The 16,517-nt window shown below is 46.3% G+C and carries 16 protein-coding genes; 13 read left to right on the plus strand and 3 right to left on the minus strand.

What is annotated here, in order from left to right; translation table 11 throughout:
- The 4 genes from AB5026_RS05815 to AB5026_RS05830 all read left to right on the plus strand — a co-directional run.
- On the plus strand, positions 1-278 hold a 278-nt coding region (locus AB5026_RS05815), incomplete at its 5' end, for an AAA family ATPase (protein WP_368212960.1).
- A 122-nt stretch (positions 279-400) separates the two neighbouring features.
- Complete coding sequence (gene purB / locus AB5026_RS05820; RefSeq protein ID WP_044961987.1) at positions 401-1,834, plus strand: adenylosuccinate lyase; 1,434 nt, start codon at positions 401-403, stop codon at positions 1,832-1,834.
- A gap of 120 nt (positions 1,835-1,954) precedes the next feature.
- Positions 1,955-3,229, plus strand: coding sequence for an adenylosuccinate synthase (locus AB5026_RS05825; protein WP_022426147.1), 1,275 nt, complete (start codon positions 1,955-1,957; stop codon positions 3,227-3,229).
- 134 nt (positions 3,230-3,363) lie between these two features.
- A complete protein-coding gene (locus tag AB5026_RS05830) occupies positions 3,364-4,185 on the plus strand; it encodes an HAD-IA family hydrolase (protein WP_015527102.1) in 822 nt (273 codons plus the stop codon).
- A 185-nt stretch (positions 4,186-4,370) separates the two neighbouring features.
- Here the strand turns inward: AB5026_RS05830 and AB5026_RS05835 are convergent, their stop codons facing one another.
- Both AB5026_RS05835 and AB5026_RS05840 read right to left on the minus strand, forming a co-directional pair.
- Positions 4,371-4,724 (minus strand): helix-turn-helix transcriptional regulator, encoded by a 354-nt coding sequence (locus AB5026_RS05835; RefSeq protein ID WP_368212962.1) that lies wholly within the window; start codon positions 4,722-4,724, stop codon positions 4,371-4,373.
- Positions 4,669-4,902, minus strand: coding sequence for an AraC family ligand binding domain-containing protein (locus tag AB5026_RS05840; protein ID WP_173759125.1), 234 nt, complete (start codon positions 4,900-4,902; stop codon positions 4,669-4,671). Before AB5026_RS05840 ends, AB5026_RS05835 begins: the two co-directional genes overlap by 56 nt.
- Positions 4,903-4,996: 94 nt before the next feature.
- On the opposite strand from AB5026_RS05840, the gene AB5026_RS05845 reads away from it, so the two are divergent.
- From AB5026_RS05845 to thrS, 4 genes are all read left to right on the plus strand, one after another.
- Complete coding sequence (locus AB5026_RS05845) at positions 4,997-5,266, plus strand: hypothetical protein (protein WP_256137098.1); 270 nt, start codon at positions 4,997-4,999, stop codon at positions 5,264-5,266.
- A 188-nt stretch (positions 5,267-5,454) separates the two neighbouring features.
- A complete protein-coding gene (locus AB5026_RS05850) occupies positions 5,455-5,964 on the plus strand; it encodes an SEC-C metal-binding domain-containing protein (RefSeq protein WP_015527105.1) in 510 nt (169 codons plus the stop codon).
- Positions 5,964-6,446, plus strand: a complete 483-nt coding sequence (locus AB5026_RS05855) for a YdcF family protein (RefSeq protein ID WP_092071306.1) — start codon at positions 5,964-5,966, stop codon at positions 6,444-6,446. The genes AB5026_RS05850 and AB5026_RS05855 overlap by 1 nt, the downstream gene beginning before the upstream one ends.
- A 421-nt stretch (positions 6,447-6,867) precedes the next feature.
- Positions 6,868-8,829 (plus strand): threonine--tRNA ligase, encoded by a 1,962-nt coding sequence (gene thrS, locus AB5026_RS05860; protein WP_110102483.1) that lies wholly within the window; start codon positions 6,868-6,870, stop codon positions 8,827-8,829.
- Between the two features lie 126 nt (positions 8,830-8,955).
- Here thrS and AB5026_RS05865 read toward each other — a convergent pair whose 3' ends face one another.
- A complete protein-coding gene (locus tag AB5026_RS05865; RefSeq protein ID WP_022427354.1) occupies positions 8,956-9,822 on the minus strand; it encodes a shikimate dehydrogenase in 867 nt (288 codons plus the stop codon).
- A 297-nt stretch (positions 9,823-10,119) separates the two neighbouring features.
- Here AB5026_RS05865 and AB5026_RS05870 point away from each other — a divergent pair, with 297 nt between their 5' ends.
- The 5 genes from AB5026_RS05870 (at position 10,120) to AB5026_RS05890 (ending at position 16,499) form a co-directional block, all read left to right on the plus strand.
- Positions 10,120-10,971 (plus strand): sigma-E processing peptidase SpoIIGA, encoded by an 852-nt coding sequence (locus AB5026_RS05870; RefSeq protein ID WP_059085399.1) that lies wholly within the window; start codon positions 10,120-10,122, stop codon positions 10,969-10,971.
- A gap of 16 nt (positions 10,972-10,987) precedes the next feature.
- Positions 10,988-11,713 (plus strand): RNA polymerase sporulation sigma factor SigE, encoded by a 726-nt coding sequence (gene sigE / locus AB5026_RS05875; protein WP_015527110.1) that lies wholly within the window; start codon positions 10,988-10,990, stop codon positions 11,711-11,713.
- Positions 11,714-11,753: 40 nt separating this feature from the next.
- A complete protein-coding gene (locus AB5026_RS05880) occupies positions 11,754-12,911 on the plus strand; it encodes an HD domain-containing protein (protein ID WP_368212963.1) in 1,158 nt (385 codons plus the stop codon).
- A 597-nt stretch (positions 12,912-13,508) separates the two neighbouring features.
- On the plus strand, positions 13,509-14,948 hold the full coding sequence (gene proS, locus AB5026_RS05885; RefSeq protein WP_015527114.1) for a proline--tRNA ligase: 1,440 nt from the start codon (positions 13,509-13,511) through the stop codon (positions 14,946-14,948).
- Between the two features lie 210 nt (positions 14,949-15,158).
- Entirely contained in the window at positions 15,159-16,499 is a 1,341-nt protein-coding gene (locus tag AB5026_RS05890) for a CCA tRNA nucleotidyltransferase (RefSeq protein WP_368212964.1), read from the plus strand.
- The last annotated feature ends 18 nt before the right edge of the window (positions 16,500-16,517 follow it).

The raw sequence follows: 16,517 nt of genomic DNA on the forward strand, positions 1-16,517 counted from the left end.
GTATGAATCCGAAGATCCTGTTTTTTGATGAACCTACATCTGCACTTGATCCGGAACTGACCGGTGAGATCCTGAAGGTTATCAAGGATCTTGCTCAGGAGCATATCACCATGGTGATCGTTACTCATGAAATGAATTTTGCAAGAGATATTTCCGACCGTATCATCTTTATGGATAAGGGTGTGATCGCAGTGGAGGGAACGCCGCAGGAGGTATTTTCTTCCGAAAATGGCAGAATGAGGGAATTTTTGGGAAAATTCCATCAGGGTATGGAGTAACAAACGGTTGCTTTTAAAGAGGCAATGTTATATAATTTCAAGAGGCGTGAATTAACCAGATTCGGGCAGATAACGGATCATTCGCCATTCCGGCCCGGATGTATGTAATCAGGAGGATAATAATGAATACAGACAGATATGTAAGCCCGCTGTCAGAGCGGTACGCAAGCAAAGAGATGCAGTACATTTTTTCCCCGGACATGAAATTCCGCACATGGAGAAAGCTGTGGATCGCACTTGCTGAGACGGAACGTGAGCTTGGCCTTAACATCACCCAGGAGCAGATTGACGAGATGAAAGCTCATGCGGATGATATCAACTATGATGTGGCTAAGGAGCGTGAGCGTCAGGTTCGCCATGATGTAATGTCTCACGTGTATGCGTTTGGTGTACAGTGCCCGAAGGCAAAAGGTATCATCCATCTGGGAGCGACCTCCTGTTATGTAGGAGATAATACGGATATCATCGTTATGACAGAGGCACTGAAACTTGTCCGCAAGAAACTTGTGAACGTGATCGCTGAGCTTTCCAAGTTTGCTGCACAGTATAAGGATCAGCCGACTCTGGCGTTTACTCATTTCCAGCCGGCACAGCCGACAACCGTAGGTAAGAGAGCAACTCTCTGGACTCAGGAATTCCTGATGGATCTTGAGGACCTTGAGTATGTATTAAGCACTATGAAGCTTCTTGGCTCCAAGGGAACAACCGGTACACAGGCTAGCTTCCTGGAACTTTTTGACGGGGATCAGGAGACCATCGACAAGATCGATCCGATGATCGCAGAGAAGATGGGATTCAGATCCTGCTATCCGGTTTCCGGACAGACCTATTCCAGAAAGGTTGATACCCGTGTGCTGAATATCCTTGCGGGAATCGCTGCAAGTGCACATAAGATGTCCAACGATATCCGTCTTCTTCAGCATCTGAAAGAAGTAGAGGAGCCATTTGAGAAATCCCAGATCGGATCTTCCGCTATGGCATATAAGAGAAATCCGATGAGAAGTGAGAGAATTGCTTCCCTGTCCAGATATGTGATGATCGATGCACTGAACCCGGCGATCACATCTGCAACACAGTGGTTTGAGAGAACTCTGGACGACTCTGCAAACAAGCGTCTCAGCGTTCCGGAAGGATTCCTTGCGATCGACGGAATCTTGGATCTCTGCCTCAATGTTGTAGACGGACTGGTTGTTTATCCGAAGGTTATCGAGAAGAGACTGATGTCTGAGCTTCCATTTATGGCAACTGAGAATATCATGATGGATGCAGTTAAGGCAGGCGGAGACCGTCAGGAACTTCATGAGCGTATCCGTGAGCTTTCCATGGAAGCAGGAAAGAACGTGAAGGTAGAGGGTAAAGATAACAATCTTCTTGAGCTGATCGCAGCAGATCCGGCATTTAACCTGACTCTTGAGGATCTTCAGAAATCCATGGATCCGTCCAGATATACAGGACGTGCCAAAGAGCAGACAGAGGCATTTATCGCCAATGTGGTACAGCCGGTTCTGGATGCACATAAGGATCTGCTTGGCGTTAAGGTTGAGATCAACGTATAATTCCAAGATGTTATAAACATTAAGAAATGAACACAGACAGGAATGACGTGTCTCTGTGTATTACAGGCAGAGAACATGCCGTTCCGAATAATAGAGAAAGACACAAGGAGGAACTGTGTTATGGTAACTGCAGTAGTAGGAGCAAACTGGGGAGATGAAGGTAAAGGCAAGATCACAGATATGCTTGCTGAGAAAGCCGATATCATCGTAAGATTTCAGGGTGGAGCCAATGCGGGCCACACCATCGTAAATGATTACGGTAAATTCGCACTTCATACACTTCCGTCAGGTGTGTTTTACGGACATACGACCAGTGTCATCGGAAACGGTGTTGCACTGAACATTCCGGTATTCTTCAAGGAGTACAACGAAGTAGTAGGCCGTGGAGTACCGGCACCGAAGATCCTGATCTCCAACAGAGCACAGATGGTAATGTCTTACCACATTCTGTTCGATCAGTATGAAGAGGAGCGTCTTGGAGGCAAGGCTTTCGGTTCCACAAAATCCGGAATCGCTCCGTTCTATTCTGACAAATATGCAAAGATCGGCTTCCAGGTAAGTGAGCTTTTTGATGAGGAAGCACTGAAAGAGAAGGTTGTACGTATCTGCGAGACCAAGAACGTAACACTTGAGCATCTCTATCATAAGCCTCTTCTGAAACCGGAAGACATCATGAATGAGCTGATGGAATACAAGAAGATGGTTGAGCCATACGTATGCGACGTATCTCTCTATCTCTGGAATGCACTGAAAGAGGGAAAACAGGTTCTTCTTGAGGGACAGCTCGGAACTCTGAAAGACCCGGATCACGGAATCTATCCGATGGTTACATCCTCTTCCACACTGGCTGCTTATGGTGCCATCGGTGCAGGCCTGCCTCCATATGAGATCAAGAAGGTCGTAACCGTATGCAAAGCTTACTCCAGTGCAGTTGGAGCAGGTGCATTCGTTTCTGAAATCTTCGGCGAGGAAGCAGATGAGCTGAGAAAACGTGGCGGTGACGGTGGTGAGTTCGGTGCTACTACAGGCCGTCCGAGACGTATGGGATGGTTCGACTGTGTTGCATCCAAATACGGATGCCGTCTCCAGGGAGCTACAGACGTTGCTTTTACAGTACTGGATGTTCTGGGATATCTGGATGAGATCCCGGTTTGCACAGGCTATGAGATCGACGGAGAGGTGACAACAGAATTCCCGACAACTGTGCAGCTTGAGAAAGCAAAACCGGTTATTGAGAAGCTTCCGGGATGGAAATGCGATATCCGTGGAATCAAAAAATATGAGGATCTTCCGGAGAACTGCAGAAAATATGTAGAGTTCGTAGAAAAACATATTGGATTCCCGATCACAATGATCTCTAACGGACCAGGAAGAAACGACATCATTTATAGATAATTATTTTTACAGTATCAGGATTATGACAACAGGAAGCGCCGGGGAAGAATTTCTCCGGCGCCCTTTTGGTTCAAAGAGATATTCAGTTAAAATAACAGATAGAATAGCGGATGTATCATGTGAAAGGAAGTTCAATGAAAAATTTTAAAAGAATCGCAGCACTTGCAGGTGTTGTCATATTACTTCTTATATTCTGCCTTCCAATGGCATTTGCCTGGGGAAGCAGTGAAAACGCCCAGGCTTTGTTCCGGGGGGCTTTTGCGGCAGCAGTTCTGGTACCGATCGTAGCGTATGTTTTCTGGATGGCGTATCGGATCTGGGGAAATAAGAAGCCGAGAGAGGATGAAAACCGTATGATCGAGAATATTATTTTTGATGTGGGAAATGTGCTGATGGGCTATGACTGGGAAGAGTATCTTCGGAGCTATGACTTCCCGGAAGAAAAGTATCAGAAAATCGCAGATGCAGTATTTCGAAACCCGATCTGGGAGGAACAGGACCGTGGACAGCATGAGGAGTCCTGGTATGTAGATAAATTTGTGGAAAGTGCACCGGAATATGAAGCAGATATCCGTGAGGTGGTACGACGTGATCCGGAGTGTATGCATCTGTATGATTATGCGGAAACCTGGGTGAAATATCTCAAAAATCAGGGATATCATCTCTATGTCCTTTCCAACTACGGAACTTATATGCTGGATCGTACAAAGCAGGATATGTCTTTTCTGAAATATATGGACGGAGTGGTATTTTCCTGTGATGTGCAGCAGATCAAGCCTGAGGTGGATATTTACAAAACACTTCTGAAGCGTTACAGCCTGAAACCGGAGAAATCGGTATTTTTGGATGATCGTGCCGTGAACTGTGAGGGAGCCGGAAAAGCCGGTATCCATACCATCCAGTTTGAGAATTTGAAGCAGGCGGCGAAGGCGCTTGAGAAGCTTGGTGTGAAATGACCTTCAGTGTGAAAAGAGAAACGCAGAGGGCCTGCACCATCGCGAAGCCCTCTGCATTCTAAAGGGGAGGATATGATAAGTATCTCCCGGAAGGGCATCTGTTATACAGAAAATATATAAGATCTTGTAATCTTTTATTCCCTGTTCTTCTTCCGGTATTCACCGGGAGTCATTCCATATGTTTTTTAAAAAATACGCATGAAATGCTCCGGACTTTCATACCCTACAAGTTCACAGATCGCAAGATTGCTGAGAGAGGTTTCACGCAGAGCATGACATGCCTGGTTCAGCTTGATATCCCGGATGATCTGTAAAAATGTCCGTCCGGTACTTTCCTTGATCAGGGTACTGAGGTGGGAAGTACTATAGCCAAAATGCTTTGCAGCTTCATGTAAGGTAACGCTCTGGTAGTGACGGTTCAGGTAGTTGAGGATTTCCGTTACAGAATTTCCGGTGCTGTCCTTTGTAAGGATGGATTCAATATCATTTTCGTGAAAACGCAACAGCATGGCCCAGAATATTAAAAGCAACACTGTCATCAAAGATCCCCACACTGTGAGTGGTATGCGGTGGGATGATACAGATATCTCCGGTATGCAAAGTGTGTTCGATCCCCTGTATCGCAGTGTGGGCAGTTCCGTCATACAGACAGAGAATCTCAAAAAATTCATGTTCATGGGGAAAAACAGGGGTATAGCGGTAATGCTTGGAAAGCACGATATTGCCATTTATATCATGAGCAAGTCAGGTATGGATTATTCTGGCGGAAGCAGTCAGCGGCGAAGAAGGAGCAGAAATACTGGATCGTCTGGTGGAACTGAAACCGGAAAAAGGAATGGTTTCTCCGTATATGAACCATCATTTTGTGGAAGCACTTCTGATGTGTGGTAAAAAAGACCAGGCAATGGAATATATGAAATATTACTGGGGCGGAATGTTAAGCCACGGTGCGGATACATTCTGGGAGCTTTATAATCCGGAAAATCCTGTAGAATCTCCATATGGAAGCAGCATTGTCAACAGCTACTGCCACGCATGGAGCTGCACTCCGACTTATCTTCTCAGAAAATATTTTAACTGAAGCAAGTAAGTCCCCTGCGGGGGCGCGAATATCTGCTTGAACTAAATCACAGTGTGATAAAATAACTCGGATATGAAACAGATATATTTGATTTCTTCGCCAAAAGATGATATAATAAATAGAAATTGCGAAGCGGAATATAAATCTCCGTCTTATTTATCTAAAATTTTGGAAAAGAGGATCAGACAATGAGCGATATGACAATTCTTGAGCAGTGGCGTTCCATTGCTTATAATCAGAATGCAGATAAGAATAAGCTTCAGCGCTTCTGGGCAAATTATTTTAACATTGAGAAGAATATTTATGAGCAGCTTCTTGAGAACCCGGATGAGGTTGTTTCCGGAACTGTAAAAGAGCTTGCTGAGAAATACGGTCAGGACGTTATGACTATGGTTGGTTTCCTTGACGGAATCAATGACAGTCTGAAGGTTCCGAACCCGATCGAGACTATGGATGAGGATACCAAGGTAAACCTTGCATTTGATAAAGAGGCACTCTATAAGAACATGGTAGATGCCAAGGCTGACTGGCTTTACAACCTTCCTCAGTGGGACAAGATCTTCACAGAAGAGAAAAAGAAAACCCTCTACATGGAGCAGAAGAAATCCGGCACAGTTGTGAAACCGCACAAGGTCGGAAGAAACGATCCGTGCCCATGCGGAAGCGGCAAGAAATACAAACACTGCTGCGGAAGATAATGAGCGTAAAGAAGAATCTGGATTACATTATCGTGTTAGGTGCCCATGTGGACGGAACACGGATGACACTTGCCCTTCTGGAACGAGCCAGAAGGGCCCTTCTTTATCTTGAAGAAAATCCGGGTACGAAGGCAGTGCTCTCTGGAGGAAAAGGCGATGGAGAAAACATTTCCGAGGCAGAGGCTATGTATCGTTATCTTACCGGTCACGGAATAGACGGGGACAGATTGATACGGGAAGAGGAATCTACCAGTACGAAAGAGAATTTGGAATTCAGCTGCAGAAAGATCGGAACTACAGACTGTTCCGTAGGCGTGGTGACGAACAATTTTCATGTATGGAGAGGAGCAGCCATTGCAAGAAAATGTGGATTCCGGGAAGTGGCCATGGTACCTTCCAGGTATCGAAGCTGGCGTCTTTTTATCTACATTCCCCGTGAGATTTTGGCCATTATCAAAGACAAACTCATGGGAAATCTGTAGATCTGTGCGAGAAGAGAAATCTCAAAAATTTTGTCAACATGCGTTGACAAATAAAAATACTGCGCTTATAATGAACCACAGAAAAAGAAATAAAAAACACGTTGACGAGACGAGTAAGCTGTGAAACGTTACAGAGAGAGATGTGAAGTGCTGGAAACATCTTATCGGGAAACAGCCGAAGACTACCTCCGAGTGGCCCCAATCCGGTCCGGTGATTCCGTTATCATCATAATTAAGAGGCTTTGCATCCTGGCATGACTGGGCAGCAGAGCAAGCAGGGTGGAACCGCGAGAATGAATGAACTCGTCCCTTACAGTATGTGATGTACTGTGAGGGATTTTTTTATTGCAGAATCTCTTGCAAAAGCAGACACATACTGTGTACCATAGAAACTTCATTTAAAATGAAAGGAGAAAAAACAATGATCATTACATTAAAAGACGGCTCAAAAAAAGAATATGCAGAAGCAAAAGCTGTGATCGATATCGCATATGACATCAGCGAAGGCCTTGCACGTGCTGCATGTGCAGGAGAAGTAAACGGAGAGGTCGTAGATCTTCGTACAGTTCTTGACAGCGACTGTGAGCTGAATATCCTTACAGCGAAAGACGAGAAGGGCCTTGCAGTTCTCCGTCATACAGCATCTCACGTAATGGCACAGGCTGTACAGAACTTATACCCGGAGGCAAAGGTTGCCATCGGACCATCCATTGATACAGGCTTCTACTATGATTTCGACCACGAGCCATTTTCACGGGAGGATCTTGACGCCATTGAGAAAGAGATGAAAAAGATCATCAAAAAAGGCGCAAAGATCGAGCGTTTTACAAAATCCCGTGAGGATGCCATCGCATACTTTAAAGAGAAAAATGAGCCATACAAGGTTGAGCTGATCGAGGATCTTCCGGAGGGAGAAGAGATTTCCTTCTATTCACAGGGAGACTGGACAGACCTCTGTGCAGGCCCGCACCTGATGAGTGTAAAAGGCATCAAGGCATTCAAGCTTCTTTCTTCTTCCAGCGCATACTGGAGAGGCAGTGAGAAAAACGCAATGCTCACACGTATCTACGGAACAGCCTATGCTACAAAGGATGAGCTGAAAGAGCATCTGGAGCAGATGGAAGAAGCAAAGAGACGTGACCATAACAAGCTTGGCCGTGAGATGAAGATCTTCACAACTGTAGATGTGATTGGACAGGGACTTCCGCTTATCATGCCAAACGGTGTGATCATGATGCAGGAGCTTCAGCGCTGGATCGAGGATGAGGAGACAAAGCGTGGATACGTAAGAACAAAAACTCCTCTTATGGCAAAGAGCGATCTTTACAAGATCTCCGGACACTGGGATCATTACAAAGATGGTATGTTCGTACTTGGTGATGAGGAGAAGGACAAAGAGGTTTATGCACTTCGTCCGATGACATGTCCGTTCCAGTACTATGTATACAAAGCAGAGCAGCACAGCTACCGTGATCTGCCGATCCGTCTCGGCGAGACCTCCACACTGTTCCGTAATGAGGATTCCGGAGAGATGCATGGCCTGACACGAGTTCGTCAGTTTACTATTTCCGAGGGACATCTGATCGTAAGACCGGACCAGATGGTAAAAGAGTTCAAAGACTGTATCGCACTTGCCCAGTACTGTCTGCAGGTACTTGGTGTTGAGGAAGATGTAACCTATCATCTTTCCAAATGGGATCCGACAAACAAAGAGAAATACATCGGTGAGCCGGAGGTATGGGAAGAGACAGAAGGCCATATCCGCCAGATGCTTGAGGAGCTGAACATTCCATTCACAGAGGATGTGGGCGAGGCTGCTTTCTACGGACCGAAGGTTGATATCAACGCAAAGAACGTATACGGAAAAGAAGACACCATGATCACGATCCAGTGGGATGCACTTCTCGCAGAGCAGTTTGATATGTACTATATCGATGAGAATGGCGACAAACAGCGTCCGTACATCATCCACCGTACATCCATGGGATGCTATGAGAGAACACTGGCATGGCTCATTGAGAAATACGCAGGAATGTTCCCGACATGGCTCTGCCCTGAGCAGGTTCGTGTGATCCCGATCTCCGAGAAGTATAACGATTATGCACAGAAGGTTGAAGCTCAGATGAGAGAAGCAGGAATCCGCTGCTCTGTAGACGGACGTTCCGAGAAGATGGGATACAAGATCCGTGAGGCACGTCTTGAGAGAGTACCTTACATGCTTATCGTTGGTGCAAAAGAGGAAGAAGAGGGTAAGGTTTCCGTAAGAAGCCGCTATCTTGGCGATGAGGGAATGAAAGAGCTTGGTGAGTTCATTGACTTCATCAAAGAAGAGATCAAGAACAAGACGATCCGTAAGATCGAGGTTCAGGAAGAGAAGAAATAAACAAAACAGATGATTGACGGATAAATAAAAGGCGACCCGTGTGATAGGCGGGCCGCCTTTATTTTTGATCCGGCAATATTGAGACCACGCTGTGATGCGGAGGCGGTCAGTATTGCCGGATATTTTTTATTTAAAATATTTCTCCCTGACGAGTTCAACCGGCATGTCCAGTCCGGTCCAGATGTGGAAAGCCTTTACACCCTGGTGGAGCAGCATGTACATTCCGTTAAAGGTCGGACATCCGGCTTCCCGGGCTTCCCTGAGAAGTCTTGTTTCTCTTGGCTCATATACAACATCGGCTACGGTAAGCTCCGGATGGAACAGAGTCTTGTCCGGGATCACGGTGCCTGTCACATCCGGAACCATTCCCACAGAAGTTGCGTTGATGAGGAGATTGCTTTCCTCCAGTGCGTCCTTCAGCGCAGTGTGATCATCCATCTCATGAAGGATCATCTCACATTCTGTCATATGAGACATTTTTTCTGCCATGGCAGCAGCACGTTCCCAGTAACGGCTGGTAGGACGTGCAAAAACATGGATCTTTTTTGCACCCTCCAGGGCGGACTGGCCGCAGATCGCCATTCCGGCACCGCCGACGCCCATAACGGTGATGGTGCGCCCTTTTACATCACAGCCGGCATCTCTGGCAGACTGAGTAAATCCATAACCATCCGTATTAAACCCCTTTAATTTTCCATTGTCGTTGCGTACGGTATTTACCGCTCCGATCAGCTGGGCAGTGGGAGAAAGCTCGTCCAGAAGCTCCACGATCTTATTCTTGTTTGGCATGGTCAGGTTAAAGCCCTTGATCCCACAGGCTTTCAGTCCTTCCACAGCCTGGGGAAGGGTCTCCTCTGTTACATCAAAACAGAGATACACATAATCAAGTCCAAGATAACGGAATGCCTCATTGTGCATTAAAGGTGATACGCTGTGTGCCACGGGGCTTCCCAGAAGGCCGGTAAGCCCGGTATGTCCGGTAATATTGATCATTGTTCGATTCCCTCCTGTATCTCATATAATAGAATTTCTTTACGAAATATAATAAAAAATATTTTAGCACTATAAAGTACGAAAATCAACAAATACAAATATTGTACGGAAATTTATACATTTTTGTCGCCGATTCATAGAAAAAATCTATAAATGTCGAGACAGACAGAAACGACCCGATAAGTTAGAAGAATCGACATCCGGATTTGACAAAATATGCAAAGAGCCTGCCCTATAATAAATACACTTACCAAAGTTGAGAATCGATGGCAGACGAAACAGCAGTGGGGGAAGCTTATGTATCAGAGGATATACATAGATATCGTTTTTATGACGAATTTCCTTATGGATTACATGCTTTTAAGACTTGTGGGAAAATTTCTGCATCTTGACGGGAAACGCAGAAGATGTGTGATATCCGCTGCCTTTGGATCTTTTGTATCCTGCCTGCTTGTATGTGCACCTTTTAAGATCATTTTTCCTGCCGCTGTACTGATCCATGGCGGCTGCGCCTTTTTTATGGCGTCGTTTGCTTTTCGACTGAAAAAAGGCGGCCTTCTTGTAAAAACCATTCTGGCTCTGTATTTCACAGCTTTTGTGGTTGGCGGGATCTATCAGGCACTGGAAACGGAAAGAACCATGACGGTGAAAATATTTCTGCTTTTTCTGGCAGGGATTTATGGCACACTTTATACTCTGGGATGTGTGACCGAGACCTTCCGGTTTGGAAGAAGAAATATTTTCCCGGTCACTTTGAAATATCAGGGGAAGCTGCAGCAGACATACGGCTTTTATGATACAGGAAATCTCCTTATGGATCCTGTGAAAAAACAGCCGGTATCGATCATCAAACAGGAACTTTTGGGAAGCCTGATATCGAAAGAGCAGGTGAAAAAACTGATGGATATTAAAGATAAACCAGAGGCACTGGAAAATACAGGATTTGTCAGTCTGCAGCCGCATTTTCTGAGCTGTCATACCGCAGATGGAAAAAAAGGACTGCTGCTGGCAGTGATCCTTGATGAACTTCTGATCCAGACTCCCGAAAGGGTGGTACATGTAGGAAAACCGGTGCTTGCCATAACATCCGAGCCCTCAGCTTTGGGAGAAGAGTACGAGATACTTTTGAATTCCAGACTATTAAATTGAGAAGGGGGCTTATGTTATGAACAGAGCAGCTGCAAGATCCTATCCGTTTCAGGTGATCCGGAAATTTATGTTCAATCGTCCGGGAGAGGTTTTTTATATTGGTGGAAATGATATCCTTCCGGCGCCGTTGTCAGCGGAACGGGAGGCTGAAGTGATCGAAATGCTGGGAACAGAAAAGGAAAAAGAGGGAAAGTCGGTTCTGATCGAGCACAATCTACGGCTGGTGGTTTATATTGCAAAGAAATTTGATAATACAGGGGTAGGTGTGGAGGATCTGATCTCCATCGGAACCATAGGGCTCATAAAGGCTATCAATACCTTTGATCCGGTAAAAAATATCAAGCTTGCTACCTATGCATCACGATGTATCGAAAATGAGATCCTGATGTATCTGAGGAGAAACAGCAAAACAAAGATGGAGGTTTCCATTGATGAGCCGCTGAATGTGGATTGGGATGGAAATGAGCTGCTGCTTTCGGATATCCTGGGAACGGATGACGATGTGATCTCCAGACGTCTGGAAGATGAGGTGGAGATCGCACTTCTTGGAAAAGCCATCAGCAAACTGACAAAGCGGGAACAGATGATCATCCGTCTGCGATTCGGTATCGGAAACCGGGAAGGAAGCGAGAAAACACAGAAGGAGGTAGCGGATCTTTTGGGAATTTCGCAATCCTACATTTCCCGCCTGGAAAAGCGGATCATGAAGCGGCTGCGGAAAGAAATCGTAAAGTATGAATAGATGAAACCGGAAAAAACGGTTTACCGGACAGGTTTCCCTTATGGAGGAAGTAAAACCAAAAAATATTTTTGAGACACCACAGGGAGATGAGCGTCTTGGATGGACCGGTGATGCAGAAATCTTCTGCCGTACGGCATGCTTCCTTGAAAATACCTATTCCTTCTACCGAAAATGGCTCCGTGATGTGGAGGCAGACCAGACAGAGGAGGGCGGTGTTGCCCATGTTGTTCCGGATATCATTTCCGGAAACGAAGGGTATAATTGGCTCCTTGAGCAGGGAAGTCATTCGGCAGCAGCGAGAAGATTTAAAATTCCGGGAAATACAGTAGAATTTGTCAGAGACCTTCGATATAATAAATACAGAGTGTTTACAGAACTACGGAATGAACAAAAGAAGAAGGGGTGTGGCAGAATGATCGACATTGCACATGCAAAACAGGAATTCGAAAAATATCTGGATGAATACGACCGGGAGGATGAACAGACCTGTCTGAAGATCGTACATACCTATGGCGTGGTGAAATACGCAGGAGAGATTGCCAGAAAAATGGAATGTTCCGGTGAAGATGTGGAACTTGCGGAGCTGATCGGTCTGCTTCATGATATTGGCCGTTTTGAGCAGATCCGTAGATTTCACAGCTTTGAGCCGGGAACCATGGATCATGCCGTGTTCGGGGCAGAACTTCTCTTCGGGGAGGAGAAGCTGATCCGGCGTTTCGTGGAGGATGATAAATTTGATGAGCTGATCGATGCAGCAATTCGGAAGCACAGTGATTTCAAACTGGAAGGAATCCACGATGCAAGAACACTTTTCCATGCAAAACTGATCCGGGATGCCGATAAGCTGGATAACTGCAGAGTAAAGCTGGAGGCGTCAATAGAGGCCATGCTTGGTGTATCAGAAGAGGTTGCAGGAGAAGGGCTGATCTCACCGGCAGTGTGGGAGTCCTGTCTCAGAAGAGAATCCGTGTTATCCGCAGACAGACATGTGCCGGTGGATTACTGGGTATCTTATCTTGCACAGTATTATGATATCAATTTTCCTGAGACCTGTGAGATCATCGAAGAAGAGGATTATATCACCAGGATCGCAGGCCGGCTGACGTACCAGGAACAGGATACCAGAACTAAGCTCCATATTCTCACAGAAGATCTGAACAGGTATCTGGAGATGCCGGCTGTGTCTGTGAAGGAATAGGAGCATAGCAGTTACTGTTCACTGGCAATGTTCCGCGAGGTGTTTTTTGTGAGCGAAGATCACAGAAAACCCGAGACATACCGCGCGAATTTATGCGATTAGCATAAATTCTGTGCATCGCGAAGCGTGTTACTGAGAACGGAGTGAGCAGTAACTCATAGCAGAGAGACTTGTTATATTTTTTTGTTTGGGGTTGACTTTGAGGCGGTTTTCGCCTAAAATATATCAAAGATACGGCGATGATGAGAATAGTACACAGGGAATTATCTCAGAGAGGGATCTGCTTTGGTGGAAGGATCCTGTGCGTGAACTGTGGAACCGGCCTCGGAGCTCTGCGTGATTGAAGCGTGGCGTGTGTTTCCGGCGTTAACGGGTGTTGAGAGAACAGCTTTTCAGGCTGTTAACTGGGGTGGTACCGCCGAAGTCATTCGGTCCCTTGTGAGGGATTTGGATGGCTTATTTTTTGTCCGTAAAACAGGATTGTAAATACAGTGTACGGTTTATGGGACAGAAGAGTAAGCTGGAAGGATTCCGGATTGCTGTGGCTGCCTGACAGCCGGCAATATGTAACAGATCACAAGAAAAAGGAGATTTATCATGGCAAAAGAAAAGAAATTAGTACAGGCCATCACATCTATGGATGAGGATTTTGCTCAGTGGTATACAGACGTTGTTAAGAAGGCTGAGCTCTGTGGCTATACAAGTGTTAAGGGCTGTATGGCGATCAAACCTGCAGGTTATGCGATCTGGGAGAATATCCAGCATGAGCTTGACCGCAGATTTAAAGAAACCGGTGTAGAGAACGTTTACATGCCGATCTTTATCCCGGAGTCTCTTCTTGATAAAGAGAAAGATCATGTAGAAGGTTTTGCTCCGGAGGTTGCATGGGTGACTCATGGCGGCCTTGATCCGCTGCAGGAGAGACTTTGCGTGCGTCCGACTTCTGAGACTCTGTTCTGCGATTTCTACCAGAAAGAGATCCAGTCCCACAGAGATCTTCCAAAGGTATATAATCAGTGGTGTTCCGTTGTCCGTTGGGAGAAGACAACACGTCCCTTCCTTCGTTCCAGAGAGTTCCTGTGGCAGGAGGGACATACTGCTCATGCAACAGCTGAGGAAGCGGAGCAGCGTACCATCCAGATGCTGAACATCTATGCAGACTTCTGCGAGGAAGTTCTTGCGATTCCGGTCATCAAAGGCCAGAAGACAGACAAGGAGAAATTTGCAGGTGCTGAGGCTACTTATACCATCGAATCTCTGATGCACGACGGTAAGGCTCTCCAGTCCGGTACAAGCCATAACTTTGGAGATGGCTTTGCCAAAGCATTCGGAATCCAGTACACAGATAAAGATAATACACTGAAATATGTTCACCAGACATCCTGGGGAATGACAACCCGTATGATCGGTGCGATCATCATGGTTCACGGTGATAACAGCGGACTTGTTCTTCCTCCGAGGATCGCTCCGGTACAGACTGTGATCATCCCGATCCAGCAGCGTAAAGAAGGGGTTATGGAGAAGGCTGACGAGCTTCTTGCAGCACTGAAGGCAGCAGGTATCCGTGCAAAGGTTGACGCGACAGACAAGAGCCCGGGATTCAAGTTTGCTGAGCAGGAGATGCGTGGTATCCCGCTTCGTGTGGAATGTGGACCGAAGGATATCGAGAACGGTCAGGCAGTTCTCTGCAGAAGAGATACCCGTGAGAAATACACAGTATCCTTCGAGGAGCTCGCAGATAAGGTAAAAGAGCTTCTGGATACCATTCAGCATGATATGCTGGAGCGCGCACGTGCACACAGAGAGGCACATACTTACGTAGCAAAGAATTATGAGGAGTTCGGTGAGATCATCAACAGCAAACCGGGATTCATCAAAGCTATGTGGTGCGGTGATCGTGCATGTGAAGACAAGATCAAGGAAGATTTCCAGGCAACATCCAGATGTATGCCGTTTGAGCAGGAGCAGTTAAGCGACGTTTGCGTATGCTGCGGAAAACCGGCTAAGAAAATGGTTTACTGGGGACGTGCATACTAAAAAATACAGCAGGCCACTTCAAAAAAGTGGGATGATCATATTGCAGAAACAACGGCGGGGCAAAATATGCTCCGCTGTTTTTATGAATCTATGTTATAATAGCGTTAAGGAAAACATATCAGAATATTATTCGGCTGCTGACATGGAGATAATACAGCGAAATGTAAACGTGTTTTGAACGGACAGCAGCGATCATCAAGAGGAGTTATCATGACGATTAATATACCACAAAAGGCAGCGCAGATACTGAAGACCTTGAATGCTGCCGGCTATGAGGCATATGTTGTAGGCGGCTGTGTCAGGGATTCTATCCTGGATCGGGTGCCTGGGGACTGGGATATCACTACCTCCGCACTTCCGGAGCAGGTGAAGGAGCTTTTTCACAGAACTGTAGATACGGGGATCCAGCATGGAACAGTAACTGTAATGATGGGCAAAGAGGGCTTTGAGGTGACAACCTACCGTGTGGACGGAGAATATCATGACGGCCGCCACCCGGATGCCGTGACCTTTACCAGGAGTCTTGAGGAAGATCTAAAACGAAGAGATTTTACCATCAACGCCATGGCGTATCATCCGGAACATGGACTGGTGGATCTGTTTGGTGGAATGGAAGATATCAATGGGAAGATCATCCGTTGTGTCGGGGATCCGGTGGAACGTTTTACAGAGGATGCCCTTCGTATGCTCCGTGCAGTGCGTTTTTCCGCACAGCTTGGTTTTACTGTGGAGGAAAATACGAAAGCGGCACTGGCGCGGATGTCGGGGAATCTGGAGCATGTCAGTGCAGAGCGTATCCAGACAGAGCTTGTAAAGCTTCTGGTATCCGATCATCCGGATTATCTCCGAACCGCCTGGGAGACAGGTCTTACCCGGGAATTTCTTCCGGAATTTGACGCCTGTATGGAAACCGAGCAGAATACCCCTCATCATTGCTATAACGTGGGAGAACACATTCTGAAAAGTCTTACAGAAATCGAGAATGACCGGCTTCTCCGTATCACCATGCTTCTTCATGACATTGCCAAGCCGGTTGTAAAAAAGACAGATGAGAATGGCAGAGACCACTTCAAGACTCATGGTCCTGCAGGCGAGAAGCTGGCGGGGAAGATCCTGCGCCGTCTGAAATTTGATAATGTAACGATCCGAAATACCTGTCGTCTGATCCGGTATCATGATCTTCGTCCCACTCCGGACGCCGAGGATGTGCGGAGAGCTGTGAATCTTATCGGAGAAGAGCTTTTTCCGCTGTATCTGAAAGTGCAGAAGGCAGATCTTTTATCCCAGAGTACTTACAGGAGGGAGGAGAAGCTGGCACGGTTAAGCGGTGTGACGGAAGCTTATCAGGGAATCCTTGAAAGAGGTGAATGTACATCTCTGAAAACCCTGGCAGTTTCCGGAAAGGATCTTATAAAGGCAGGACATCCGGCCGGACCGGCACTGGGAGCACTGCTCGAAAGACTTCTTGACTGTGTGCTGAAAGATCCAACCCTTAATACAAAAGAAAAACTTCTTGAAACAGCAGAAAAAGACAGCATAAAAACCGAATAGAATAACAAAAATCCCCCC

The sequence above is a fragment of the Blautia sp. RTP21359st1_E11_RTP21359_211015 genome, assembly GCF_040910705.1.
Taxonomy (GTDB): Bacteria; Bacillota; Clostridia; order Lachnospirales; family Lachnospiraceae; genus Blautia_A; species Blautia_A fusiformis.

Excerpts from the sequence above, each read along its gene's own strand:
- AB5026_RS05890 (WP_368212964.1), top strand. The coding sequence starts at position 15,159 with ATGACGATTAATATACCACAAAAGGCAGCGCAGATACTGAAGACCTTG.
- proS (WP_015527114.1), top strand. The coding sequence starts at position 13,509 with ATGGCAAAAGAAAAGAAATTAGTACAGGCCATCACATCTATGGATGAG.
- AB5026_RS05880 (WP_368212963.1), top strand. The coding sequence starts at position 11,754 with ATGGAGGAAGTAAAACCAAAAAATATTTTTGAGACACCACAGGGAGAT.
- AB5026_RS05850 (WP_015527105.1), top strand. The coding sequence starts at position 5,455 with ATGAGCGATATGACAATTCTTGAGCAGTGGCGTTCCATTGCTTATAAT.
- AB5026_RS05870 (WP_059085399.1), top strand. The coding sequence starts at position 10,120 with ATGTATCAGAGGATATACATAGATATCGTTTTTATGACGAATTTCCTT.
- AB5026_RS05835 (WP_368212962.1), bottom strand. The coding sequence starts at position 4,724 with ATGACAGTGTTGCTTTTAATATTCTGGGCCATGCTGTTGCGTTTTCAC.
- sigE (WP_015527110.1), top strand. The coding sequence starts at position 10,988 with ATGAACAGAGCAGCTGCAAGATCCTATCCGTTTCAGGTGATCCGGAAA.
- AB5026_RS05855 (WP_092071306.1), top strand. The coding sequence starts at position 5,964 with ATGAGCGTAAAGAAGAATCTGGATTACATTATCGTGTTAGGTGCCCAT.
- thrS (WP_110102483.1), top strand. The coding sequence starts at position 6,868 with ATGATCATTACATTAAAAGACGGCTCAAAAAAAGAATATGCAGAAGCA.
- AB5026_RS05865 (WP_022427354.1), bottom strand. The coding sequence starts at position 9,822 with ATGATCAATATTACCGGACATACCGGGCTTACCGGCCTTCTGGGAAGC.
- AB5026_RS05825 (WP_022426147.1), top strand. The coding sequence starts at position 1,955 with ATGGTAACTGCAGTAGTAGGAGCAAACTGGGGAGATGAAGGTAAAGGC.
- purB (WP_044961987.1), top strand. The coding sequence starts at position 401 with ATGAATACAGACAGATATGTAAGCCCGCTGTCAGAGCGGTACGCAAGC.
- AB5026_RS05830 (WP_015527102.1), top strand. The coding sequence starts at position 3,364 with ATGAAAAATTTTAAAAGAATCGCAGCACTTGCAGGTGTTGTCATATTA.